Origin of the sequence: Polynucleobacter sp. MG-6-Vaara-E2, from assembly GCF_018687695.1 — a bacterium.
Taxonomy (GTDB): domain Bacteria; phylum Pseudomonadota; class Gammaproteobacteria; order Burkholderiales; family Burkholderiaceae; genus Polynucleobacter.
The window spans coordinates 130,098-153,661 of the sequence record NZ_CP061303.1 but is presented as its reverse complement, the minus strand read 5'-3'; the positions used below and the strand labels follow the sequence as shown (position 1 = coordinate 153,661).

At 45.3% G+C, this 23,564-nt stretch carries 24 protein-coding genes; 10 read left to right on the top strand and 14 right to left on the bottom strand.

Annotated features, from left to right (window positions below):
• Positions 1 to 2 precede the first annotated feature (2 nt).
• The 9 genes from mraY to bioB all read right to left on the bottom strand — a co-directional run bounded on the left by mraY (position 3) and on the right by bioB (position 9,554).
• The gene (gene mraY, locus ICV38_RS00865) at positions 3 to 1,172 is read right to left on the bottom strand and encodes a phospho-N-acetylmuramoyl-pentapeptide-transferase (RefSeq protein WP_215381868.1); all 1,170 of its coding nucleotides are present in this window, start codon (positions 1,170 to 1,172) and stop codon (positions 3 to 5) included.
• On the bottom strand, positions 1,163 to 2,605 hold the full coding sequence (murF, locus tag ICV38_RS00860; RefSeq protein ID WP_215381866.1) for a UDP-N-acetylmuramoyl-tripeptide--D-alanyl-D-alanine ligase: 1,443 nt from the start codon (positions 2,603 to 2,605) through the stop codon (positions 1,163 to 1,165). The genes mraY and murF overlap by 10 nt, the downstream gene beginning before the upstream one ends.
• Positions 2,605 to 4,155: a UDP-N-acetylmuramoyl-L-alanyl-D-glutamate--2,6-diaminopimelate ligase gene (locus tag ICV38_RS00855; RefSeq protein ID WP_215381865.1), complete on the bottom strand. Its 1,551-nt coding sequence runs from the start codon at positions 4,153 to 4,155 to the stop codon at positions 2,605 to 2,607. Before ICV38_RS00855 ends, murF begins: the two co-directional genes overlap by 1 nt.
• Positions 4,152 to 5,924, bottom strand: coding sequence for a penicillin-binding protein 2 (locus ICV38_RS00850; RefSeq protein ID WP_215381863.1), 1,773 nt, complete (start codon positions 5,922 to 5,924; stop codon positions 4,152 to 4,154). Before ICV38_RS00850 ends, ICV38_RS00855 begins: the two co-directional genes overlap by 4 nt.
• Positions 5,921 to 6,187, bottom strand: a complete 267-nt coding sequence (gene ftsL / locus ICV38_RS00845) for a cell division protein FtsL (RefSeq protein ID WP_215381861.1) — start codon at positions 6,185 to 6,187, stop codon at positions 5,921 to 5,923. Before ftsL ends, ICV38_RS00850 begins: the two co-directional genes overlap by 4 nt.
• The gene (rsmH, locus tag ICV38_RS00840; protein ID WP_215381859.1) at positions 6,184 to 7,134 is read right to left on the bottom strand and encodes a 16S rRNA (cytosine(1402)-N(4))-methyltransferase RsmH; all 951 of its coding nucleotides are present in this window, start codon (positions 7,132 to 7,134) and stop codon (positions 6,184 to 6,186) included. Before rsmH ends, ftsL begins: the two co-directional genes overlap by 4 nt.
• Positions 7,135 to 7,146: 12 nt before the next feature.
• Positions 7,147 to 7,575 carry a division/cell wall cluster transcriptional repressor MraZ gene (gene mraZ / locus ICV38_RS00835; RefSeq protein ID WP_215382664.1) on the bottom strand — a complete coding sequence of 143 codons (429 nt, stop codon included), beginning with the start codon at positions 7,573 to 7,575 and terminating at the stop codon, positions 7,147 to 7,149.
• A 298-nt stretch (positions 7,576 to 7,873) separates the two neighbouring features.
• Positions 7,874 to 8,503: a 2-polyprenyl-3-methyl-6-methoxy-1,4-benzoquinone monooxygenase gene (coq7, locus tag ICV38_RS00830; protein WP_215381857.1), complete on the bottom strand. Its 630-nt coding sequence runs from the start codon at positions 8,501 to 8,503 to the stop codon at positions 7,874 to 7,876.
• Positions 8,504 to 8,516: 13 nt separating this feature from the next.
• On the bottom strand, positions 8,517 to 9,554 hold the full coding sequence (gene bioB / locus ICV38_RS00825; RefSeq protein WP_215381855.1) for a biotin synthase BioB: 1,038 nt from the start codon (positions 9,552 to 9,554) through the stop codon (positions 8,517 to 8,519).
• 89 nt (positions 9,555 to 9,643) lie between these two features.
• Here bioB and bioA point away from each other — a divergent pair, with 89 nt between their 5' ends.
• The 4 genes from bioA (at position 9,644) to ICV38_RS00805 (ending at position 14,204) form a co-directional block, all read left to right on the top strand.
• Positions 9,644 to 10,993 carry an adenosylmethionine--8-amino-7-oxononanoate transaminase gene (gene bioA / locus ICV38_RS00820; protein WP_215381854.1) on the top strand — a complete coding sequence of 450 codons (1,350 nt, stop codon included), beginning with the start codon at positions 9,644 to 9,646 and terminating at the stop codon, positions 10,991 to 10,993.
• Positions 10,986 to 12,221 carry an 8-amino-7-oxononanoate synthase gene (locus ICV38_RS00815; RefSeq protein ID WP_215381853.1) on the top strand — a complete coding sequence of 412 codons (1,236 nt, stop codon included), beginning with the start codon at positions 10,986 to 10,988 and terminating at the stop codon, positions 12,219 to 12,221. The genes bioA and ICV38_RS00815 overlap by 8 nt, the downstream gene beginning before the upstream one ends.
• A complete protein-coding gene (bioD, locus tag ICV38_RS00810; protein ID WP_215381852.1) occupies positions 12,218 to 12,934 on the top strand; it encodes a dethiobiotin synthase in 717 nt (238 codons plus the stop codon). Before ICV38_RS00815 ends, bioD begins: the two co-directional genes overlap by 4 nt.
• Before the next feature lie 73 nt (positions 12,935 to 13,007).
• Positions 13,008 to 14,204, top strand: coding sequence for a M20 aminoacylase family protein (locus tag ICV38_RS00805; protein ID WP_215381851.1), 1,197 nt, complete (start codon positions 13,008 to 13,010; stop codon positions 14,202 to 14,204).
• Positions 14,205 to 14,209: 5 nt separating this feature from the next.
• On the opposite strand, the gene ICV38_RS00800 is transcribed toward ICV38_RS00805, so the two are convergent.
• The 3 genes from ICV38_RS00800 to apaG form a co-directional block, all read right to left on the bottom strand.
• On the bottom strand, positions 14,210 to 14,986 hold the full coding sequence (locus ICV38_RS00800) for an enoyl-CoA hydratase (protein ID WP_215381850.1): 777 nt from the start codon (positions 14,984 to 14,986) through the stop codon (positions 14,210 to 14,212).
• Between the two features lie 23 nt (positions 14,987 to 15,009).
• Positions 15,010 to 16,140, bottom strand: coding sequence for a murein transglycosylase A (locus ICV38_RS00795; RefSeq protein ID WP_215381849.1), 1,131 nt, complete (start codon positions 16,138 to 16,140; stop codon positions 15,010 to 15,012).
• Positions 16,141 to 16,265: 125 nt separating this feature from the next.
• Entirely contained in the window at positions 16,266 to 16,640 is a 375-nt protein-coding gene (gene apaG, locus ICV38_RS00790) for a Co2+/Mg2+ efflux protein ApaG (RefSeq protein ID WP_215382663.1), read from the bottom strand.
• 49 nt (positions 16,641 to 16,689) lie between these two features.
• Between apaG and rpe the strand changes: the two genes are divergently transcribed.
• From rpe to trpC, 5 genes are read left to right on the top strand one after another with little or no spacing between them, the layout of a single operon-like run.
• Positions 16,690 to 17,415 (top strand): ribulose-phosphate 3-epimerase, encoded by a 726-nt coding sequence (gene rpe, locus ICV38_RS00785; RefSeq protein WP_215381848.1) that lies wholly within the window; start codon positions 16,690 to 16,692, stop codon positions 17,413 to 17,415.
• Positions 17,415 to 18,920: an anthranilate synthase component I gene (gene trpE / locus ICV38_RS00780; protein ID WP_215381846.1), complete on the top strand. Its 1,506-nt coding sequence runs from the start codon at positions 17,415 to 17,417 to the stop codon at positions 18,918 to 18,920. The genes rpe and trpE overlap by 1 nt, the downstream gene beginning before the upstream one ends.
• The gene (locus ICV38_RS00775; RefSeq protein ID WP_215381844.1) at positions 18,904 to 19,470 is read left to right on the top strand and encodes an aminodeoxychorismate/anthranilate synthase component II; all 567 of its coding nucleotides are present in this window, start codon (positions 18,904 to 18,906) and stop codon (positions 19,468 to 19,470) included. The genes trpE and ICV38_RS00775 overlap by 17 nt, the downstream gene beginning before the upstream one ends.
• Before the next feature lie 23 nt (positions 19,471 to 19,493).
• A complete protein-coding gene (gene trpD, locus ICV38_RS00770) occupies positions 19,494 to 20,516 on the top strand; it encodes an anthranilate phosphoribosyltransferase (protein ID WP_215381842.1) in 1,023 nt (340 codons plus the stop codon).
• Positions 20,517 to 20,529: 13 nt separating this feature from the next.
• On the top strand, positions 20,530 to 21,333 hold the full coding sequence (gene trpC / locus ICV38_RS00765) for an indole-3-glycerol phosphate synthase TrpC (RefSeq protein ID WP_215381840.1): 804 nt from the start codon (positions 20,530 to 20,532) through the stop codon (positions 21,331 to 21,333).
• On the opposite strand, the gene ICV38_RS00760 is transcribed toward trpC, so the two are convergent.
• Positions 21,314 to 21,892 (bottom strand): hypothetical protein, encoded by a 579-nt coding sequence (locus tag ICV38_RS00760; protein ID WP_251368165.1) that lies wholly within the window; start codon positions 21,890 to 21,892, stop codon positions 21,314 to 21,316. The two genes, trpC and ICV38_RS00760, sit on opposite strands and share 20 nt — an antisense overlap.
• Positions 21,893 to 22,011: 119 nt before the next feature.
• On the opposite strand from ICV38_RS00760, the gene ICV38_RS00755 reads away from it, so the two are divergent.
• On the top strand, positions 22,012 to 22,362 hold the full coding sequence (locus ICV38_RS00755) for a hypothetical protein (protein WP_215381839.1): 351 nt from the start codon (positions 22,012 to 22,014) through the stop codon (positions 22,360 to 22,362).
• Between the two features lie 69 nt (positions 22,363 to 22,431).
• Here ICV38_RS00755 and ychF read toward each other — a convergent pair whose 3' ends face one another.
• Entirely contained in the window at positions 22,432 to 23,526 is a 1,095-nt protein-coding gene (gene ychF / locus ICV38_RS00750) for a redox-regulated ATPase YchF (RefSeq protein ID WP_215381838.1), read from the bottom strand.
• Positions 23,527 to 23,564 lie beyond the last annotated feature (38 nt).

The following is a 23,564-nucleotide window of genomic DNA, read 5'->3' as shown; positions in this document are numbered from 1 at the left end:
GCTCACCGTAATTTCAAGCTAGATAAACCAATCAAAACTAACAGGATGGTAATAATCCAAAAACGAACCACTACTTGAGTTTCTTTCCAGCCACCTAACTCAAAGTGGTGATGCAAAGGTGCCATACGGAAAATCCGTCGTCCTTCACCAAAACGTTTTTTGGTGAACTTGAACCAAAATACTTGCAGCATTACTGACAGCGTCTCTGCTACGAAGATGCCACCCATTACAAATAGGACAATTTCTTGACGCACAATCACTGCGATAGTTCCAAGTGCGCCGCCTAAAGCAAGCGCGCCGACATCACCCATGAATACCTGTGCTGGGTGGGTGTTGTACCAAAGGAAAGCAAGACCTGCACCTCCCATTGCGCCGCAGAAAATCATTAACTCACCAGCGCCGGGGATGTATGGAAAGAGCAAATACTTTGCATAGATGGCATTACCCATCACATAGGCAAAAGCACCTAATGCTGCTCCCACCAAGATCACCGGCATGATCACCAAACCATCGAGTCCATCAGTCAAATTAACGGCATTACTACTTCCAACAATGACGAGGTAACTCAGGATGATGAAACCCATCATTCCTAATGGATAACTCACTTCTTTCATAAAGGGGATGAGTAAATTCGTTTTGGCGGGAAGATCTAAAGCAAATCCACTCTTCAACCATTCATAGAACAATTGCAATACTTTTAGGTTATTAACCTCCGATACGGAGAATGCTAAGTAGATTGCTGCAAACAAGCCAATTAAGGTTTGCCAGAAAAACTTTTCTCTTGATGCCATACCTTTAGGATCTTTACGAGCAACCTTACGGTAGTCATCTACCCAGCCCACAGCACCAAAACCAAAGGTCACAATCATCACAATCCAAATAAAGCGATTGCTAAGGTCGGCCCAAAGCATGCATGAGATAAAAATACCAATCAGGATTAATACGCCACCCATCGTTGGTGTCCCTGATTTCACTAAATGGGTTTGAGGCCCATCGGTGCGAACTGCTTGACCCATCTTCAATGCTGTTAATTTGCGAATTACCCAAGGACCCGCAGCTAATCCAATGAGCAAAGCGGTAACAGTCGCCATCACCGCTCTAAAAGTAATGTAGTTAAAGACTCTGAAAAAACCAAAGTCATCTTGCAACCATTGCGCCAAAATTAAGAGCATGTTTTAGCCTCCTCTAACAAGGCTTGCACTACACGCTCCATACGCATAAATCGTGAACCCTTAACCAAAATGTTTAAATGCTGATTGCTACCCGTTGATTGGGCATGCAATGAATCTCGCAACTGAGAGACCAAGCTATCCATATCACTAAAGTGCATAGCTTTAGACGACGAATCATTTTTTGCGGCCATCTCAAAGCCCTTGATCGCAAATTGACACTGCTCACCTAAGGCAAATAATTTAGTCACACCCTGCTCAGCCGCATAGGCACCCACTTCACTATGAAACTCAGGGCCCTGATTACCAACCTCTCCCATATCTCCCAGAATCAACCAAGAAAGATTTCCAGACTGCTTCAAGGCATCAATAGCGGCGCGAACAGAGTCTGGATTAGCGTTGTAGCTATCGTCAATTAAGGTGTGGTTGGGATCGATCTTTTTGGCTTGCATGCGGCCATTTACTGGCGTAAAAGATTCAAGACCTTGCTTTATTTTTTCAAAAGCAACCCCGGCTGCCAGAGCAACGGCGGTGGCTGCCAAGGCATTTCGTACGTTATGGCTTCCGAGAGTATTGAGCTGAACTTCAATTGATCCAGCATGGCTCATTATCTCTACGAGACCATTATTTAATAATCGCCCGCTGACCAATGCATTTGTATTTACTTGGGCCGATAAAAGCGCAAAATCAATTACTTTTCTTGTGCCAGCAGCCTCACGCCATACTGAAGTGAATTCAGAATCCGCAGGAAATACGGCAATACCATTTGCTGGCAGTGCACGAATCACATCAGCGTGCTCCTCAGCAACTGCAGCTACGGTTGCCATAAACTCTTGATGCTCGCGTTGTGCATTATTAATTAGTGCGATGTTTGCTTGAGCTATAGCTGCTAGTTGCGCAGTTTCACCAGGATGGTTCATTCCCAGCTCAACTACAGCGAGGCGATCTGTTGGGCGTAGCTTTAACAAAGTGAGCGGTAAACCAATCTCATTATTAAGGTTACCCTTGGTTACCAAAGTGTGAGCCTCTCCTACAGCAGCCTTGAAGATTGAAGCAATCATCTCTTTTACTGTGGTTTTGCCATTGCTTCCAGTCACTAGCGCTAAAGGGATTTCATAATTTGTACGCCAAGCTTTTGCCAAATCACCCAGACCAATACGCGTATCGTTGACGCAAATTCCAGGAAGATTTGCTGGGCATTTTTCGGCCTTACTTACCAATGCAGCTCCAGCGCCCGACTTTGCTACATCAACCAAGAAGTCATGCGCATCAAATCTCTCGCCAGATAATGCAACAAATAGTTCACCAGCATCAATTTGACGACTATCTGTACCCACTCTCGATAGTGCAACTGCCTTTGCAGCCTCTGCAGAGACATTAAGCAGGCTACTGCCTGGCAACATAGCTTGGACTTGGGCTAGCGTTGTCATTGACATCACACCAATCCTCCGCCAGCCAGACGAATATGTTCTTGATCAGAAAAATCAAAGCTCTTGCCATTAATTTCTTGGATAGTTTCATGACCTTTACCGGCAACCAATACAACATCGCGCACATCTGCGTGTCGAATCGACGCCATTATTGCCGCCGCCCGATCGGCAATTTTTTGGACATTCCCAGCCTGTAAATTAATACCTTGGCAAATCATATCTATGATCGCTTGTGGATCTTCTGAGCGTGGGTTATCGCTGGTAACAATAATTTGGTCAGCATACTGAGCAGCCACAGAACCCATTTGAGAACGTTTACCGCTGTCACGATCGCCACCACAACCAAATACGCACCAGAGTTTTCCATTGCGCTGCTGAGCAATGGGCCGCAATGCCTCTAAAGTCTTCTGCAAGGCATCCGGTGTATGGGCGTAATCTACAACTGCCAAGGGGCCGTCTGATTTTGAATTCTTACCCAGTGAGATCAACTCCATGCGACCAATCACCGGTTGTAATTGGCTAACTCGCTTGCTAGCCTCATCTGCAGTAAGACCCTGCGTCAATAGAGTTGTCCAAACTGCTAGCGCATTACTTAAATTAAATTCACCTAGCAATGGAATATTCAAAGCATTTGAATTAAATCCTTCATGCGTAAACACGGTGTCATATCCAGCATGATTCAAAACAATATTGGTGGCATAAATACGCTGCAAACGATCGCCAAATTGCTCAAATCCTTTGAAAGTATCTGAATTAAGAGCATAGGCCCAAACCTTTAAATCATTTCTAGCCAAAAGATTCATCGCTAGTTCGCGCCCAAAAGCATCATCTAAATTTAATACGGCATGCTCTATGCCTGGCTGACTAAATAGCTTTGCTTTTGCTTCAGCATAGTTAGCCATACTGCCGTGATAGTCGAGGTGATCTTGCGTCAAGTTAGTAAAGACTGTGCAATTAAATGAAGTACCGGCAATACGGTTTTGATGCAATGCATGGGAGGAAACCTCAATAGCAACTTGTTGGGCACCAGCATCCAATAGCTCTTTTAACTGAGTTTGCAATTTCGGAGCATCTGGAGTGGTATACCCAGTCTTCTCCAATGCACCTGGAAAGCCAGTACCTAAAGTACCCAGTACCGCTGTGCGATGAGTGGTTTGATCTAATGCCTTGGCTAGCCACTGAGTAATACTGGTCTTACCATTCGTTCCTGTTACCCCAATCATCTTTAATTGATTGCTAGGCTCGCCATACCACTGTGCGCATAACTTACCCACTTTTTCCGCAAGATTCTCAATTGCAAAGCATTGAGGGTGCTCTGAATAATCAGCACCAAGTCCAATCGGATCAAAGACCACTGCAGCAGCACCATTTTGCAAAGCGGCATCAATATAGTCACGTCCATCCCGCAAAGCTTTTCCATGACCTACTGGATATGCAAAAAAGATATCCCCCGCATGAATGTGGCGACTGTCTGCACTCACCTGAGCAGAAGAATCTGCCAAGGAGCGCAAGTGGTCAATCAAATGATTGGGTTCTATTTTCAATTCCACCCTCATCTTTTTAAAACCACATGCTGTGTCTGCAAGCTAGCAGTACTCACCGCTTTAGAACTCTGTTCATTTAGAGTGAGTTGGCTGTGCTGGCTATCCGGTGCAACATTCAAAGCCCTGAGTGTCTCACCAACAATCGTAGAAAAAACAGGGGCAGCCACATCTCCGCCGTAGTGACTACCGCCAGTGGGCTCATCAATCATGACGGCAACAACAATACGTGGAGCACTAATCGGCGCAATTCCAGCAAAATAAGCTCTATAGGAATTTCCGTAACCCTTACCAACAAGCTTATGTGCTGTACCAGTCTTACCGCCAACGCGGTAACCCTCAGCCTGCGCTTTAATTGCTGTTCCTCCAGGTTCAGTGACCGCCTCCATCATTTTCCGCATTTCAATAGCGGTTTTAGCTGAGAGTACGCGTGTACCTGACTTATATTCAGGACTACGTTCAATTGTTAATGGAACTAACTCGCCATCGCGAGCAAATATGGTGTACGCACGAGCCACTTGAAATAAAGAAGCCGAGATACCATAACCAAAAGCGATACGGGCCTGATCAGTTGGCATCCATTTTTTAAATGGATGCACCGTGCCAGCAACTGCGCCAGGGAAACCAATTTTAGGAGTTTGACCTAATCCCACTGCAGTATAAAAATCCCACATTTCTTCTGCGGAAAGATTATTCATCGCAATTTTTGCGGTACCGATATTGCTCGATTTCTGAATGACTTCGGTAACAGTTAAATTAGTATAGGGATGAGTATCTGTAATCGGCTTTGGCCCAACCAGATACTTTGCGCCTATCGCCATATTCGTATTTGGTGTGACAGATCCTTTTTCTAATGCGATAGAGATCGTTAAAGGTTTGATTGTTGAGCCCGGCTCAAAAGTATCAGTCAAAACACGATTGCGTAGTTGCTCACCGCTTAGATTTCTGCGGTCATTTGGGTTATAGCTTGGATAGTTTGCGAGCGCTAGAATTTCACCGGTTTGTGTGTCAAGTACTACTGCACCACCCGCCTTAGCGTGATGTTGCTCAACTGCGCTTTTCACTGCGTTGTAAGCAAGATACTGGATCTTGCTATCGATCGAAAGTTGCAAATCTTTACCATTTTGCGGTAACTGTTCAATTGCAATCTCTTCAACAACACGACCCAAACGATCAATCACCACTCGTCTTTGCCCTGGATAGGCAGCCAGATCCTTATCCCTAGAGAGCTCCATACCCTCTTGACCCTTGTCATTTACATTAGTGAAGCCCACGACGTGCGCCATTGCCTCACCCTCAGGATAAAAACGACGATATTCACTATTAAGGCCTATACCCGGGATTTCTAATTGCTTAATTTGTTGAGCAATTACTGGATCAACTTGACGCTTTAAGAAGAGCTGCTTTCGATCCTCTTTTAACTTTTTACGTAATTCCGTTTCACTAATTTGCAATAGACTAGCCAGCCTCTTAACCTTGTCGGCGGCTAAATCATCTGGAACAGTATCGTTATAGGCAATTACTGACTTAGCCTCAAGGCTAGTGGCAATCACTTGTCCGTTTCGATCCAAGATCTTTCCGCGACTAGCGGGCAATTCCAATTCACGCTGCGTTCCACGAACACCCTTGGCTTCATAGAATGCGTTGCCCGGACCCTGTATCCAAAAAGCACGCAGTAAGAGCAACATGAATACAAAAAATAATAGAAACAACATCAAGCGTGACCGCCACATAGGCAGACGCAATACTAAATTCGGGGTTGTTGAAAAGCCAACCGTTCTCATTCGCTATCCTTCAAGTACAAAGTACGTTCAGGAGTAATCGACACCATACGTAACTGATTACGAGCAACATCTCGAATCCGCGCTGATTTTGAAAGGTTACGTTGCTCGTACTCCAATCGCAACCATTCTTGATTTAATTTACGCTCTTCAATTTGCGCGCGTTCATAGGCTATAAATAATCTGCGGGCGCGTTGTTGTGCAGCGACTAATGACAAAGCGCAAATTAAAAGAAGGGCCAGCAAAGTGAGGGTGGCACGATTCATATGAATGCTCCCATACGCTTCTCTGCTACTCGCATAATGGCTGAGCGCGCACGAGGATTTTCAGCAATCTCCGCGTCGCTTGGCTTTACGCGCCCAATAATTTCAAGAGCGCTTTGAGGCAAGTCTTTTTCTCTAACGGGAAGGCCTCGCGGAATCTCTACTTTTGCATGCGCTTGAAAAAATTGCTTAACAATGCGATCTTCTAGAGAGTGAAAACTAATTACTGCAAGTCTTGCGCCTGGCTTTAGTAATTTCAGAGCAGCCTTTAAACCCAACTCCAAATCTTCTAACTCGCGATTAACAAAAATACGCAACGCTTGGAATGTTCTCGTGGCGGGATCTTGACCCGCTTCACGTGTACGCACCACGCTTGCGACAAGGCTTGCTAACTGTGTAGTAGTTTTTGGGGACAGTCCTTCTTCTCGCTTGGCCACAATTGCCTTCGCGATTTGAAATGCAAAACGTTCTTCTCCGTAAGTCTTAATCACGTGCGTGATTTCCTCCTGCGGTGCTTGCTCTAACCACTCTGCAGCTGTTACACCCTGATCGGTATTCATCCGCATATCGAGCGGACCCTCTCGACGGAATGAAAACCCCCGATGCGCTTCGTCTACTTGTGGTGAGCTGATTCCCAGATCTAACAAAATTCCATCGACCGATTCTGCTAGTGCGTACTGATCCATCCGCGCAAAACTGTCGTGCACAATCGTTAAGCGTGGATCGTTGATTTGCTTCGCCACTGCGATCGCATCTAAATCCTTGTCGAAAGAAATCATGCGAGCTGATGTTGGTAACTGTTTCAGTAATGCGCTCGTATGACCACCACGTCCAAATGTTCCATCGATGACTAAAATGTTTTGGTTCGTGATTTGCTGCTGAATGAGCGGGCCATTGGTTAGCGCCGTCACCGCCTCGGCCAGTAACACTGGGCGATGAGTTATGTTCATAGCACCCTGTCATCAAAAATTAAATTGCTTGAGTGCCTCAGGCATGCCTTTTGCAATCGCAGCCTGTTCTTTTGCAGCGTATGTTGCTGCGTCCCACAACTCCAGGTGACTGCCCATGCCAAGCAAGATCACTTCTTTTTCAATACCTGCAGCGGAGCGCAATTCCGGACTCACTAAAACTCGTCCCGCACTATCAAGATCGATTTCAGCAGCGTTGCCAAGAAAAATTCTGCGCCACCAATGCGCATCCATCGGAAGCTGAGCAACTCTTTCTCGAAAACTTTCCCACTCTGGCCTTGGGAATAGGAGAAGACAACCGTCTGGGTGTTTGGTGAGCGTAACTCTGCCGTCACCCTGAACTAACAGGGCGTCACGATGCTTTGCCGGAATCGACATCCGACCTTTTGCATCTAAATTGAGAGCCGACGCACCTTGAAACACCATTTACCCCACTTTTTCACACTTCCTCCCACTTTAGAGGATCGCAATAAGAGGGTCAAGTGTTTTTGGGTATATTTTTGGGAATTTCTCTAGTGTTTACAAACACTTAGCGTCGTATGTTCATAAAATGGTGATAGTAAAATAGCTACTTGAAACAATGGCTTGGAAAATATACTTAAGAATAGATCTTAGCTATAGGGCTGGATAATAGCTAAATATACTGTATTTAAAAACAGTATTAATGAAAAATAAATCAAAAAATTATCTTTTCAGTGCCCAAACACGAATTTCAGGCCAATTAAATCTTGTATGCCGTCGTAGTCATCACCTTAGATACTATTTTCATCAATTTCTGGATTGGATCAGGCAATGCCACTCCCCCGGCATCTAAGGCCGCTCTTCCATGTTCAATTTCATCGATGCGCATTTGCTCAACAATTGCCCGCGAACGATGATCTTCTAACGGCAATTTTTCGAGGTGACTCTCAAGGTGATTTTCAACTTGCTTTTCTGTTTCAACAACAAAACCTAAGCTCCACTTATCGCCAGCCAACCCAGCGGCCAAACCAATTGCAAAAGACCCTGCATACCACAATGGATTGAGATAGCTCGTGTGAGAACCAAGCTCTTGCAAGCGAGTTTCACACCACGCTAAGTGATCCATTTCTTCTTGAGCAGAGTGATTAAGCATCTCCTGAATTTGCGGATTTCTAGCAACGATTTTTTGTGATTGATAGAGTGCCTGTGCGCAAACTTCTCCAACGTGATTTACCCTCATCAAGCCAGCAGCATGTTTTCGCTCTGCTGCATCTAAAGATTGATTTGGAGTTGTCGAAGATCCTGGTGTTGGACGCCCTGCATTCGCACCACCAACGATAGTACGTAGCGCAGTATCAAACTCAATTATCAGGTGATCAATAGGTGACATCGGTCGAAAAAACTTAAACCAAAACCTCTGCTTTGCAGCTCTGCTTGGTCTTGAGACCCAATTCAGCCAAGAGCGCGCGGTCTTGTTCCGCTTCGGGATTACCGGTAGTGAGTAATTGCTCACCATAAAAAATAGAGTTAGCTCCAGCCAAGAAACACATCGCTTGTACAGCCCTGCCAAGCTCTTGGCGACCAGCAGATAAACGCACGCGTGCCTTCGGCATTGTGATTCGCGCAACGGCAATCGTTCTCACAAATTCAAGTGGATCCAAAGGCTTTTGATCAGCTAATGGAGTGCCAGCAACAGGCACCAAATGATTGATTGGAACTGACTCAGGATAAGGACTTAAATTAGCTAAACGTGCCAAGAATGCGGCTCGCTGTTCACGTGATTCACCCATACCAACAATACCACCACAACAAACAGACATGCCAGCGGAACGCACATGAGAAATAGTGTCTAAACGATCTTGATAACCACGAGTAGAAATGACTGAACGATAAAAATCTTCACTGGTGTCCAGGTTGTGATTATAAAAATCTAAACCTGCATCTGATAGGGCTTTTGCTTGATCTTCCTCAAGCATTCCTAAGGTCGCACAAGTTTCAAGACCTAAAGCCTTAACGCCTTTAATCATGGCGGTAACTCTCTCAATGTCACGATCTTTTGGTTCGCGCCATGCAGCACCCATACAGAAGCGATTCGAGCCTGCGGCTTTAGCGGCTTTAGCAGCCTCCAATACTTCTTCAAGGCCCATCAACTTTTCAGCTTTGACGTCAGTGTCATAACGAGCAGCTTGGGGGCAATATCCACAATCCTCAGGGCAGCCACCGGTCTTAATCGACAACAAGGTCGCCAATTCCACATCACCCTCTGGGAAATAGGCTTTATGGGTCTCCAGAGCCTTTAGCATGAGCTCATTAAAAGGCAGGTCAAATAAAGCCTCAATCTGGGCTACAGTCCAGGCACCAGAAGCGTCCAGCTCTTTACGCAAATCAGCCTTCGATTTGACTTGAGTGAGGGGTTTTTCTACGGTTTGGGCGTCCAGCATGGGTAAATTCCAGAAAATAGGTCAATCCAAGGCGTAAACATAACAGATACAAGCCTGAATTAGGAAAAACTAGTGGTCAAATATCAAACATGAAGGTTATTTCGGATCCCAATCAAGCCAACCTAGTCGACCGCAGTCTGGCTGCCGTTTGGCACCCGTGCACTCAGATGAAACATCACGAATCTTTTCCCTTGGTTGCCATCACCAAAGGGAAAGGTCCTTGGCTCTACGACGAGCAAGGAAATGCGCTGCTTGATTGCATTAGCTCTTGGTGGACAAATTTATTTGGCCACTCAAACCCTCGCATCAACCAAGCGATTACTCAGCAATTAGAAAAAATTGAACACGTCATGCTCGCAGGGTTTACCCATCAACCTGTTGTAGCACTTTCTGAAAAACTAGCCGCTCTGACCAAGGGTAATTTAGGTCATATTTTCTATGCATCAGATGGCGCCTCTGCTGTTGAAATTGCTTTGAAGATGAGTCACCACTTTTGGCAACTTAATGGCAAACCACAAAAGAAAAAATTTGTCTGTCTTGAGAATGGCTATCACGGGGAAACACTGGGCGCACTTGCTGTAACAGATGTTGCCATTTTTCGAGAGGCTTACCGATCACTTTTGCAAGATGTTTTCACAGTAGCATCGCCTGATGCACGCAAAGCAAAAGCCGATGAAAACGCAGAAGATGTTGCAAGACAAGCAGCAAAAGAAGTTGAGGAATTATTTGCGCAAGAGCATGAGCACATTGCAGCGATCATTGTTGAACCGCTAGTGCAGTGTGCAGGCCAGATGGCAATGCATTCACCTGAGTATTTACGTCTCGTTAAAGACTTATGCGATCGCTATGAGATCCACATGATCGCCGACGAGATCGCCGTAGGATGTGGGCGTAGCGGGAAATTCTTCGCTTGTGAGCACGCAGAGATTTGGCCTGACTTTTTGACGCTTTCCAAAGGGATCAGCGGTGGCTATCTTCCACTATCTCTTTGTATGACTACCGAAAAAATTTATCGCTCTTTTTACCAAGATCAAACTAAACAAGGCTTCTTGCATTCGCACTCATACACTGGTAACCCGCTTGCCTGTGCAGCGGCTTTAGCATGCCTTGAAATCTTTGATACAGAGTATGTTCTTGAAAAGAATATTGATCGCTCGGAAGATTTAGCAAATGCATTTAGCTGGGCTAAATTGGATTCTCGAATTGAGCACTGGCGTCAACAAGGAATGATTTTGGCTTTTGATGTCAAACAAACTGCGCTCAAAAATTCTAATACCTTTCCTCGTGAAATGTTTGCTCAATGCTTGAATGAAGGTGTTTTGATTAGACCTATCGGCAATACGATTTATGTCATGCCACCGTATGTTTTATCTTCAAAAGAAGCTGAGCAAATGGGTCAGTCTGTACAAACCGCTTTAAATCAGGTGCTACATGACTAAATCTTTCAACGCCCTCAAGCTAGCTGAAGAGCAAATTGCAGACCTAGATCAGCAATTACTCAAGCGTAAGTTACGAATTACCAATTCTCCTTGTGATACCAAAGCGCTGGTTGAAGATCGCGAGCTCAAGGCCTTTTGTAGTAATGACTATCTTGGTCTAGCCAACCATTCTGAAATTGCAAAAGCACTGTCTGAGGGCGCTCAAAAATATGGGGTAGGTAGTGGTGCATCCCACTTAATTAGTGGCCACAGCATTACACATGATTTACTAGAAAAACGCTTAGCATCGTTTCAGAGCGCCCATATTCCCAAAGCTCGTGCATTGTTTTTTAGTACTGGTTACCTTGCAAATTTAACCGCAATTACTGGCATTGCAAGACTTGCGCCTCAAGGCAGTGGCAGTATTTATTCTGCAAAACTTAACCATGCTTCATTAATTGACGGCGTTCGTTTAGCAAGCGCACAAACTAATGCATCGGTAACGCTGTTTGATCATACGCAGCAAGACTTATTAATTGATTTACTCAAAAAAGACTCTAAGACTCTTAAGCTGATTGTGACGGATGGTGTTTTTAGCATGGACGGTGATCTTGCGCCTGTAAAAAAACTTTTAGAGATTGCCGAGGAATACGATGCCCTGTTGTTGGTAGATGATGCGCATGGATTTGGAGTGCTAGGCAAACAAGGTCATGGTATTTTAGAGCAAGAGAATATTTACTCAGATCGCATCATCTATATCGGCACATTAGGTAAGGCTGCCGGTGTTAGCGGGGCCTTTATATGCGCTCAAGATAACTTTGTAGAGTGGTTAGTTCAAAAAGGGCGCCCCTATATCTACAGTACTGCTACGCCCCCCGCGATCGCACATGCTTTACTAAAGAGCCTGGAGATTATTGAATCTGATGAAGGCAAACAGCGCCGTGCCCAATTACATCGATTGATTGATATTTGGCAGCAAGAAATGATTTTCTCAACATGGGAAAAAGTTTCCTCATGCTCACCAATTCAACCGCTTATCCTTGGTGGTAACGCCGATGCTTTATTGGCTGCAACATTATTAGATGAGGCGGGATATTGGATTCCCGCAATAAGACCACCTACCGTTCCTGTTGGAAGCTCACGCTTACGAATTACTTTCTCCGCAAATCATAGTGAGAATGATCTTCGTTCTCTTATTAAAACCTTGCAATTAATAGAACGGCAAGTTTTGGAGAAAAACCATTCATGAATCACTCCTCAGGATTTTTCGTGACTGGCACAGATACTGAGGTTGGAAAAACCTTAGTAAGTGGTGCGCTCATTCTCAAGCTGCGAGCACAAGGCAAACATGCTCTTGGTTTCAAGCCTGTAGTCGCTGGTACATATTTAGGACCCGATGGCAAATTACTCAATGAAGATTTAGAAACATTGCGGATTGCCTCGAACTTGGCTACCGATCAGCTCAATCTATGCCCATATGTCTTGGACGAGCCGGCTGCACCACACCTTGTGGCTAGATCCCAAGGAGTGAATCTAGGGCTTGCTGGAGTATTGCAAGCTTTTGGCGACCTTCAAAAGCAAACCGATTGTGTTGTGGTTGAAGGGGCAGGTGGTTTTTTAGTCCCCTTAAATGAACAAGAAAATTTAGGCGACTTTGCCCAAGAAATTCATTTGCCAGTCATTCTTGTCGTTGGGATGAAGTTAGGATGTATTAATCACGCATTACTCACAATTGAGGCACTCAAGTCGCGTCAATTAAAAATTGCGGGTTGGGTTGCAAATACCCTGTCTCAAGAAATGCATTTATTAAATGAGAATATTGAGACTCTTCAATCCCAAATCGATACGCCTTTTTTAGGAACTATTCCACCGTTGCCCTCCGCACTTCAAAAGTTGAACAATAGCCCCTACTCTATTGAAGCGCTTGAATTTGCTGCACAGCACATTCAATTGCCGGCATAGGCAAACCCCCTTGAATCAGGGCTTAAAGCCCCGCTAAGGTGCGTCTTGACTCACTTTCAGATAAGATGAAGGGATGCATTTACTACCTGAAATCGTTGAATCCGCAGAAGCGATCCAAGAAATTCGACGCAATATTCACGCTCATCCTGAATTGCGTTTCGAAGAAAACCGCACAGCCGACCTCGTTGCGGAAGCATTATCGAGTTGGGGCATTAGCGTATTTCGCGGCATGGGGAAAACTGGTGTTGTTGGTCGGCTAGATGGTGATTTAGGGCCAGGCAAGATGATTGGCTTACGCGCTGACATGGATGCACTGCCACTACAAGAGCACAACAACTTTGCGCACACCTCCCGCAATCCCGGAAAGATGCACGCATGCGGTCACGATGGTCATACAGCCATGCTGTTGGGTGCAGCTCAATATTTATCCAATCATCGGGACTTCAAAGGTTCGGTGATTTTTATTTTCCAGCCTGCTGAAGAAGGTGGTGCAGGCGCACGTGAAATGATTAAGGATGGCTTGTTTGAGCAATTTCCATGTGATGCTGTATTTGGATTACATAACTGGCCTGGATTACATGAAGGTCATTTTGGCGTCACTCCAGGGCCAATGATGGCCTCAAGTAATGCATTTGAAATCACCATCACCGGTAGAGGCGGACATGCAGCTTTACCGCATAACAGTGCTGATCCCGTCCTTACTGGTGCACAAGTCGTTCTTGCCTTGCAAAGCGTCATCACGCGTAATAAGCGCCCAGTAGATGCGGCGGTTTTATCGGTCACGCAATTTCATGCTGGCGAAACTAGCAACGTTATTCCTGATAGTGCATTTATTGGTGGCACAGTTCGCACCTTTACGCTTGAGGTTCTCGATTTAATGGAACAACGCTTGCGTGAGATTGCTCATAGCATTTCAAGCGCATTTGATTGTCAGGCAGAAATTCGGTTTTCTAGAAACTATCCGCCCCTAATCAATCATCAAAAAGAAGTTGACTTTGCTAGTGAAGTAATGAGCGAATTGGTTGGCAAGCAAAATGTCAACACTGCGATTGACCCAACTATGGGCGCAGAAGATTTTGCTTTCATGCTTCTAGAAAAGCCGGGCTGTTACGTTTTTTTAGGCAATGGTGATGGCGATCATCGCTCCGTAGGTCATGGCATGGGCCCATGCCACCTTCATAACCCCTCTTACGACTTCAATGATTCTTTAATTCCAGTAGGCGTGAGCTATTGGGTCAAACTAGCTCAACGCTACCTAGAAAAAAATTAAGCGAGTTATGAGTTCGTAAATTTGGCTGGGCGTTTTTCAATAAAGGCTGCCATGCCTTCTTTTTGATCATTTGTACCAAAGCAGGCATGGAACAAACGACGCTCGAAATGAATACCTTGCGAAAGCGTGGTTTCGTAAGCAGTATTTACAGCTTCTTTCACCATCATGGTTGTTAACAAAGGCATATCAGCGATGTCTTTAGCAATGGCTTTTACTTCTTTTAATAAATCCGCTTTCGGAAACACGCGTGACACCAAGCCTGAACGCTCAGCCTCAGCGGCATCCATCATGCGACCCGTTAAAGCTAAATCCATAGCTTTAGCTTTCGATATTGCACGTGGCAAACGTTGCGTGCCACCAGCACCAGGGATGATTCCCAACTTAATCTCTGGTTGCGCAAACTTGGCGTTATCCGCAGCCATGATGGTGTCGCACATCATCGCTAACTCACAACCACCGCCTAATGCATAGCCTGATACCGCGGCAATGACTGGCTTACGAACTTTTTGCATGTGCTCCCAATTGCGAGAAATAAAGTTGTGGCGATACACATCTTGCAAGCTACGCTTTGCCATTGATGCAATATCAGCGCCAGCAGCAAACGCCTTCTCACTTCCGGTAACAATGATGCAGCCAATATTGTCATCAGCATCGAATGCAAGCAAGGCTGTGCCAAGCTCATCCATCAACTGATCATTGAGCGCATTAAGCACCTCAGGACGATTCAAAGTAATGGTGGCAACCTTGCCATCCACTTCAGTCAAAATAGTTTTGTAGCTCATGTTTTCTCTCTTTGTGACCTTCATTAACGCGGTAGCAATAACCACATCTTGCCATTTTGTTTCATTCGCCCCGCCATTTCCCCAGCAGACTCGCCCGAACCCCAATAGTAATCAGCTCTGACGCCACCCACAATGGCTTTACCCGTATCTTGGGCCATCACTAACTTTTGCAGGGCTTGGCTACTTAAAGGCTTGGTAGTAGACAAAAATACGGGTGCACCTAGTGGCATCGCTTGAAGATCAATCGCAATACTCCGCTCCGAAGTGAGGGGAATACCAAGCGCTCCAGTAGGACCTAAATCTGCCTCTACGTTGCCTGGCAATTCTTTAAAAAAGACAAAACGAGGATTGGCGTTCAACATTTCATTCACGCGATCTGGATTACGCTTTGCCCATTGCGAGATGCCCTGCATTGTTGCTTCACTGCGGGTAATTTCTTTTCGATCAAGTAACCATTGCGCAAAAGATTTGAAAGGTTGTTCATTAGTACCAGCGAAACCTAAGCGCAACACACGACCATCATCAAGTCGAATTTTTCCCGATCCCTGAATTTGCATAAACGCTGCTGCTATAGGATCTTGAACCCAAGCTATCTCAGAACCCTTTAGGATTCCCGAACTCATTAGCTCTACACGAGTTGGACCTGGATTCGGTTTCGATTTTTTCCAAGCATTCGGATAAGCGTAGAGTGGGACACTGTAAGCATTGGTTCGGGTGAGTGACCCATTCATCACTGGCTCGTAATAACCTGTGATCATGCCCGTCTCACTTCCAGAACTATTGCGAATCTCATACGCTTGGAAGTTATTTTCAAAATAGCGACGAATCGCTTGACTGTCTCGCCCCGAAACGCTTGAAGTTTGAGCGCATACCTGATACCAATTGACTTCGCTACTGCGCTTGCGTAAAGTATCACAGCTCTTGAGCCAAGCTGGCCATGCCTGAGTAAGATCATCCTCCTGCCAACCAGGTAAGGCTTGCCATGACACAGCACTAAAGCTGGCAATCGACGAGCTATAGGTAGAAGGGGTGCCCCCTACACCTCCGGATCGATACCCTGTTCCACGAGTAGGCGGCGTTGAACAACCAGCAACTAAACTTGCAATCACAATAGCGAATACACTAGCTTGAAACAATTTAATTTTAAAAATCATGATCGCTAATTTACTTGATGAATACCCAATGCTACTGTTTGTCTTAGAGGGTGCAATTGCCCTAGGACTTTTGCTATTCATCGTCCTGTGGACCGGCAAGGGTAAAAAATAAGCTTTTCAGTTATTTAATGAAGCGTCCGCGGCATCACCAGAACAAATTCTGGGATGGGGGCCTGAAAAAACTGGGCGTCTTCAGTTACACAAAAATACTCGCCTCGCATAGTTCCTGCTGGCGTTGGTAAGGTAGCCCAACTGGTGTACTCAAAATGCTCACCAGAACGTAATAAAGGCTGCTGCCCCACCACACCAAGCCCTCGCACCTCCTGAACGTCGTTATCCCCGTCTGTAATGAACCAATGGCGGGCAATGAGCTGAATACTGGCCGAACCCGTATTGCGGATTGTGACCGTGTAGGCAAAGGCAAATTGACGATTATCTGGGTCAGATTGGTCCGGAAGGTACTGGGTCTTGACCGTAATGCTGATTTCATGGGGATTCATGCTCGAATTCTGCTCCATCCTAAGGCCAACTGCAAGCTAGAATCTAGGGATGGAAAGTCAAAAAAACCCTTCTCATCGTGAATTTCTGATCGCCCCCTCTATTTTGTCAGCTGACTTTGCCTGCTTAGGCAAGGAAGTACAGGATGTTTTAGTGGCTGGTGCCGACTGGATTCACTTCGATGTGATGGACAACCATTACGTACCAAACCTCACTATTGGCCCTTTGGTGTGTGAGGCTATTCGTCCTTATGCCAATAAAAATAGCAAGCCCGCAGTCATCGATGTTCACTTGATGATTGAACCGGTTGATCGCATCGTTCCCGATTTTGCAAAAGCAGGCGCCAATCTCATTAGCTTTCATCCAGAGGCAAGTCCTCATGTGAATCGCACATTAAATTTAATTCGCGATCAAGGATGTCAAGCGGGACTTGTATTCAATCCTGCAACTCCACTGGATCATTTGGATCACACTCTTGAGTTACTCGACTTAGTCCTACTCATGTCAGTTAATCCTGGCTTTGGTGGTCAATCGTTTATCCCAAGTACCCTGCAAAAGATTGCTCAAGTACGCACTCGCTTAGATCGTTACAAAGCTGAAACGGGTCGTCATATTCGCCTTGAAGTAGATGGTGGAATTAAGGTCGACAACATTGCACAAGTTGCTCAAGCTGGTGCCGATACTTTTGTTGCCGGTTCAGCTATTTTTGGAGAAGATGATTACAAGCAAGTCATTGATGCCATGCGCACAGAGTTAGGAAAGTCAGGAAAATCCTAATGTTGCGCGAAGAATTTAATGCCCTAGCCAAGCAGGGTTTCAATCGCATTCCCCTGGTGAAAGAGGTCTTAGCTGATTTAGAAACGCCGCTTTCGCTCTATGTCAAATTAAGTCAAACCTTTGGCAACAAAAATACTTATCTACTCGAGTCAGTTCTAGGTGGCGAGCGTTTTGGTCGCTTCTCCTTTATTGGCCTTCCTGCCAAGACTATCGTTCGCACTGTAGGCACGCCGACAAATCCTGTAAATGAAGTTGTGACCGATGGCAAAGTTGTTGAAACCAATACAGATAATCCACTTGATTTTGTGGATGCTTATTTCAAACGCTTTAAGGTTGCAGTGCAAGCTGGCCTGCCGCGCTTTTGTGGTGGTCTAGCAGGTTACTTTGGATACGACACAGTTCGCTATATCGAATCCCGTCTTGCTAAACACAACTTACCAGATGAGTTGGGCGTTCCTGATATTCAACTCATGCTTACTGAAGAGTTAGTCGTCATCGATAACGTCGCAGGCAAAATTTATTTCATCGTCTATGCAGACCCAAGTATTGCGGAAGGTTTTGAAAAAGCGCAAGCGCGCCTAAAAGACTTACTGGCCTGTCTTAATAAGCAAGTGAGCATGCCACCTTCTTTGGCAAGCACTAAAACTGAACTAGTCCGTAAATTTAAAGCCGCTGATTTTGAAGATGCCGTTCGTAAAACCAAAGAATATATTTTGGCAGGCGACTGCATGCAGGTAGTCATTGGTCAACGCATTAGCAAACCATTCGCTGATTCACCTCTAGCGTTGTATAGAGCATTGCGCTCCTTAAATCCGTCACCTTATATGTATTTCTATGATTTTGGTGACCTACAAATCGTTGGCTCATCCCCAGAAATCCTAGTTCGCCAAGAAAAGCGTGCCGCTGAGAAGATAGTGACGATTCGTCCGCTTGCTGGCACTCGCCCTCGTGGCGCTAATCCTGAAGAGGATGATCGTCTTGCCAAAGAACTCTTGGCTGATCCAAAAGAAATTGCTGAGCATGTCATGCTCATTGACCTTGCCCGCAATGATGTAGGTCGCATCGCTAAAACTGGCTCAGTCAAAGTGACCGACTCAATGTCGATTGAAAAGTATTCTCACGTTCAGCATATTGTGAGCTCGGTAGAGGGCAATCTTTTAGACAATATGAGCAATATGGACGTCTTGCGCGCAACTTTCCCTGCTGGCACCCTTTCCGGAGCACCTAAGATTCGGGCAATGGAAATCATCGATGAAATGGAAATTGTGAAGCGCGGTGTTTATGGTGGTGCAGTCGGCTACCTCTCCTTTTCAGGCGATATGGATGTAGCGATTGCAATTCGTACAGGCGTCATTCGCAACGGCGTGTTGCATTCCCAGGCCGGTGCTGGCGTTGTTGCAGACTCAGACCCAACAGCGGAATGGAAAGAAACTGAAGCAAAAGCACGCGCAGTCTTAACGGCAGCTGATTTAGTACAAGGAGGACTTGATGCTCCTAATGATTGATAACTACGACTCATTTACCTATAACCTCGTGCAGTACTTTGCAGAGCTGGGTGAAGAGGTCAAAGTATTTCGTAATGATGAAATTTCTGTCGCTGAGATTGCAAAACTAAACCCTGCACGTATTTGCATTTCTCCAGGCCCTTGTAGCCCAGCAGAGGCAGGCATTTCTGTTGATACCATCAAACAATATGCAGGCAAGATTCCAATCTTGGGCGTGTGCTTGGGTCATCAAGCAATTGGCGAAGCCTTTGGCGGCAATGTTATTCGCGCCCAAAAAGTGATGCACGGCAAGACAGACAGCATTCATCACACAGGGGTTGGCGTCTTTAAAAATCTTCCAGATCCATTTAAAGTCACTCGCTATCACTCTTTGGCAATTGAAAAAAGCTCTCTGCCAACATGTTTACAAGTGACCGCGACATCTTCTGATGGCGAAATTATGGGTGTACGTCATAAAGAGTTATCGGTTGAAGGTGTTCAATTCCACCCAGAATCTATTCTTTCTGAGCATGGACACGCCCTACTCAAGAATTTTTTGCAGAGCAAGTAATACAACTTATTATTCAGAGCCTCATGTCTATTACCCCTCAAGAAGCCTTACAACGCTGCATCGAACACCGCGAACTCTTTCATGATGAAATGACGGCGATGATGCGCCTCATTATGAGCGGCGAAATGCCACCTGAGCTTGTAGCTGGTTTATTGGTTGCGCTACGCACCAAAAAAGAAACTGTTGGCGAAATCGCTGCTGCTGCACAAGTCATGCGTGAATTTGCCACCTCAGTACATGTAGAAGATCGCTCTCACCTAGTGGACGTAGTGGGTACTGGCGGTGATGGCGCCCACACATTTAATATCTCTACCGCCGCTATGTTTGTTGCCGCAGCAGCAGGTGCAAAAATTGCAAAACACGGTAATCGCAGTGTTAGCAGTAAGTCCGGTAGCGCCGATGTTCTCGAGGCACTAGGTGTCAATCTGGCACTCTCCGCCGACCAAGTTGCGCAATGCATCTCAAAGGTAGGCGCTGGCTTTATGTTTGCCCCTAATCATCACCCCGCCATGAAAAATGTGGTGCCTATTCGTAAACAACTAGGTGTGCGCACTATTTTCAATATCTTGGGTCCGCTAACGAATCCAGCAGATGCAAAACGGATTTTGATGGGTGTTTTTCATCCAGATCTTGTTGGTATTCAGGCGCGTGTATTACAAGCACTCGGTATGGAACATGCCTTAGTCGTTTACGGTCGGGATGGTCTTGATGAAATTTCCCTTGAAGGCCCCACTCTGGTTGGTGAACTGAAAGATGGCTCAGTTCGTGAATATGAAATTCATCCAAAAGACTTTGGTCTCAATACAGCGCCAACCAATAGCTTCAAGGTTGCTAATGCACAGGAATCTAAACGTATTGTTCTCGATGTTATCGATAACAAACCTGGCGCAGCAAGCGACATTGTTTGCTTAAATGCGGGTGCCACACTATATGTAGCTGGTATTGCAGCCGATATTGCGAGTGGTATTAGTAAAGCAAAAGCGGCTATTGCATCAGGCGCTGCCCGTCAAAAATTAGATGCCTTCGTAGCGGCAACACAATCTTAGTGAATTACTATTTATGAGCGATATTCTCGAAAAAATTGTTGCAACCAAAAAGATTGAAATTGCGCGCAACTTAAAACAACTATCGCTTGCAAATCAACGTGATCAGGCCGAATCTAATAATCAAGATGCCAAACTAAAGCCCAGAGGCTTTATTCGTTCGATTGAACAAAAGATTGCATCAGGCAAGGCGGGCGTTATCACTGAAATCAAGAAAGCTAGCCCAAGTAAAGGCATTCTGCGTGAGAATTTCATTCCATCAGAAATTGCCCAGTCTTATGAAAAGCATGGCGCCGCCTGTTTATCAGTCCTCACTGATGTGGATTACTTCCAGGGCTGCAATGACTATCTCCAACAAGCACGCGCTGCTTGCAGTATTCCAGTTTTACGGAAAGACTTCACCATAGATCCTTATCAGATTTATGAGGCTCGGGCGATTGGTGCCGATGCAATTTTGCTGATCGTGGCTTGCTTAGAATTGAACCAAATGAAAGAGCTCGAGAGTTGCGCTCATGAGTTGGGTCTTGATGTATTGGTTGAAGTACATAATGCCAAAGAGCTGGATCAGGCGCTCGAACTCAACACTCCATTGCTTGGAATCAATAATCGTAACCTCAAGACATTTGAGGTCACACTTCAAACCACGCTCTCTTTACTATCGTCCGTTCCCAGCAACAAGACCCTTGTAACAGAGTCTGGAATAATAAATCGTGCCGATGTCCAATTGATGCGCGATAACAAGGTAAATGCATTCTTAGTTGGCGAAGCATTTATGCGCTCCCCGAACCCCGGTGCCGCCCTCAGCGATCTGTTTGCCTAGTCAGCCTCAATCGCCTTAAACAGTCCAGGCTACTTTTGATTAAAGAGATTAGTAGCAAAGATCCCAAAACATCACCGATAAACATCACTAAGAAGTGGTTAAAACTGCCACTATTTTCAAGCCCTACAGTGGCATACCAACATTGATGCAGGCCTGCACTTAGTAAAGCGTAAGCCAGAATGCATATCAATAATTTAGGTAGATTTAAGTTACTTAAATCTGATTCCAATTTCACATTACTCATCACGAGAATTCTGGCGATATAAGGAGCCAGTCCAGAAATCAGACCAGTACCAATACAAATAATTAAATCGTTTGAGAGAGCGCCACAGTTACTAATGAGAAATGAAGCAAATGCAATTCCAAGAGCGCCTGGCAATCCAAAGATCAAAGTCAGAAAAAGACGTAAGCCAGCTGGCAGATAAATCCAATTCACTCCAGAACCGAAAATTAACTCGCTTGTAAGCCACGAGTTGATATAGAAGAGCACAACATAACTTAACGCACTAATTACAAAACTAGCAAACCATGTGCGCATAAGTGGTAGAAATTTTGACATTACAGAGAGTATGGCTTATTCAATAACCGAGAAAAGGCATTGCAAGTTAGGGGTATTCAGCATAAAGTTCGTATTAGCTCTAAAGCTAATACGTTATACCCATATTTATAATTGAAATCATGTCGAGCACCAAACAATCAGCTTATTTACGTTTTTTAAACCTCATCGATGCCCTGGATCGAATCAATCCTGGAAAAAAGCTAGATGCGATTGAAGAAAGTCTTTTGGACAAAATTGTTACCTCAGCACACGCAAAGCAATCTGTCTTAGTTGGTGATCTCATTTCAATTGCTGAATTGGGCTCACAAGCAACCCTACATGGTCGCCTGAAAAATCTTAGTGCGATGGGATATATCAAGATGGCAGCAAATGAAGATGGTCGTAAAAAAGAGGTATTACCTACAAAGGCTGCCATGAAGCGCTACGAAGAGATTTCAAAATGCCTAGAAAAGGCTGCTAGATCAGCCTAAGATTTTGTTGTGATAAGACCAATAAAAAAGCCCTGACATCAGGGCTTTTTTATTGAGATCAAAGTTCAATCAAACGTTAAACAAGAAGTTCAAAACATCGCCATCTTTTACAACGTACTCTTTCCCTTCGGCACGCATCTTGCCAGCCTCTTTAGCGCCTGACTCGCCCTTAAATTGAATAAAGTCATCATAAGAAATGGTTTGAGCACGAATAAAACCGCGCTCGAAGTCTGTATGAATGACACCGGCAGCTTGTGGGGCAGTATCACCCTGATGAATAGTCCAAGCACGCACTTCTTTCACCCCTGCCGTGAAGTACGTATGCAAACCTAACAATGCATAACCTGCACGAATGACGCGGTCTAGGCCAGGCTCATCCATTCCCAGATCAGCCAAGAACTCGGTTTTATCCGCATCATCTAAATCTGCAATCTCCGCTTCAATGGCTGCGCAAACAGCAACAACAGGCGCCTTCTCTTTAGCGGCATGTTGCTTTACAGCCTTAAGGTGGGGATTATTTTCAAACCCATCTTCTTTAACGTTAGCAACATACATTGCAGGTTTGGCTGTAATTAAGCACAGCGGCTTAATTAACAACTTCTCATCATCACTTAAATCTAAGCTACGAACTGGTAGCGCTGAATCTAAATGCGCTTGAACTTTAGTCAGTACTGCAACCAAAGCTGCCGCCTCTTTATCGTTGCCAGACTTTGCGGCCTTACTGGAACGATTGAGTGTTTTCTCAACAGTTGCCAAATCAGATAAGGCCAACTCGGTGTCAATCACGCCAATATCAGCGATGGGGTCGATTTTTCCTGCAACGTGGATCACATTAGGATCCTCAAAACAGCGCACTACATGGGTAATAGCGTCTGTTTCCCGAATATTTGCCAAGAATTGATTCCCAAGGCCTTCGCCTTTTGAGGCGCCTGCCACTAGGCCTGCAATATCGACAAACTCGACTGCGGCCGGCAGGATGCGCTCAGGCTTCACAATCTCAGCCAGAGCCGCTAGACGGGGGTCAGGAACCTCAACAACGCCTACATTGGGCTCAATCGTGCAGAAAGGATAGTTTTCCGCTGCGATTCCAGCCTTGGTAAGCGCATTAAAGAGGGTAGATTTGCCGACGTTAGGCAGGCCGACGATGCCACATTTCAAAGACATGTCCTTATTGTAAAGGGGCTGGTTTCGATATCATCAGG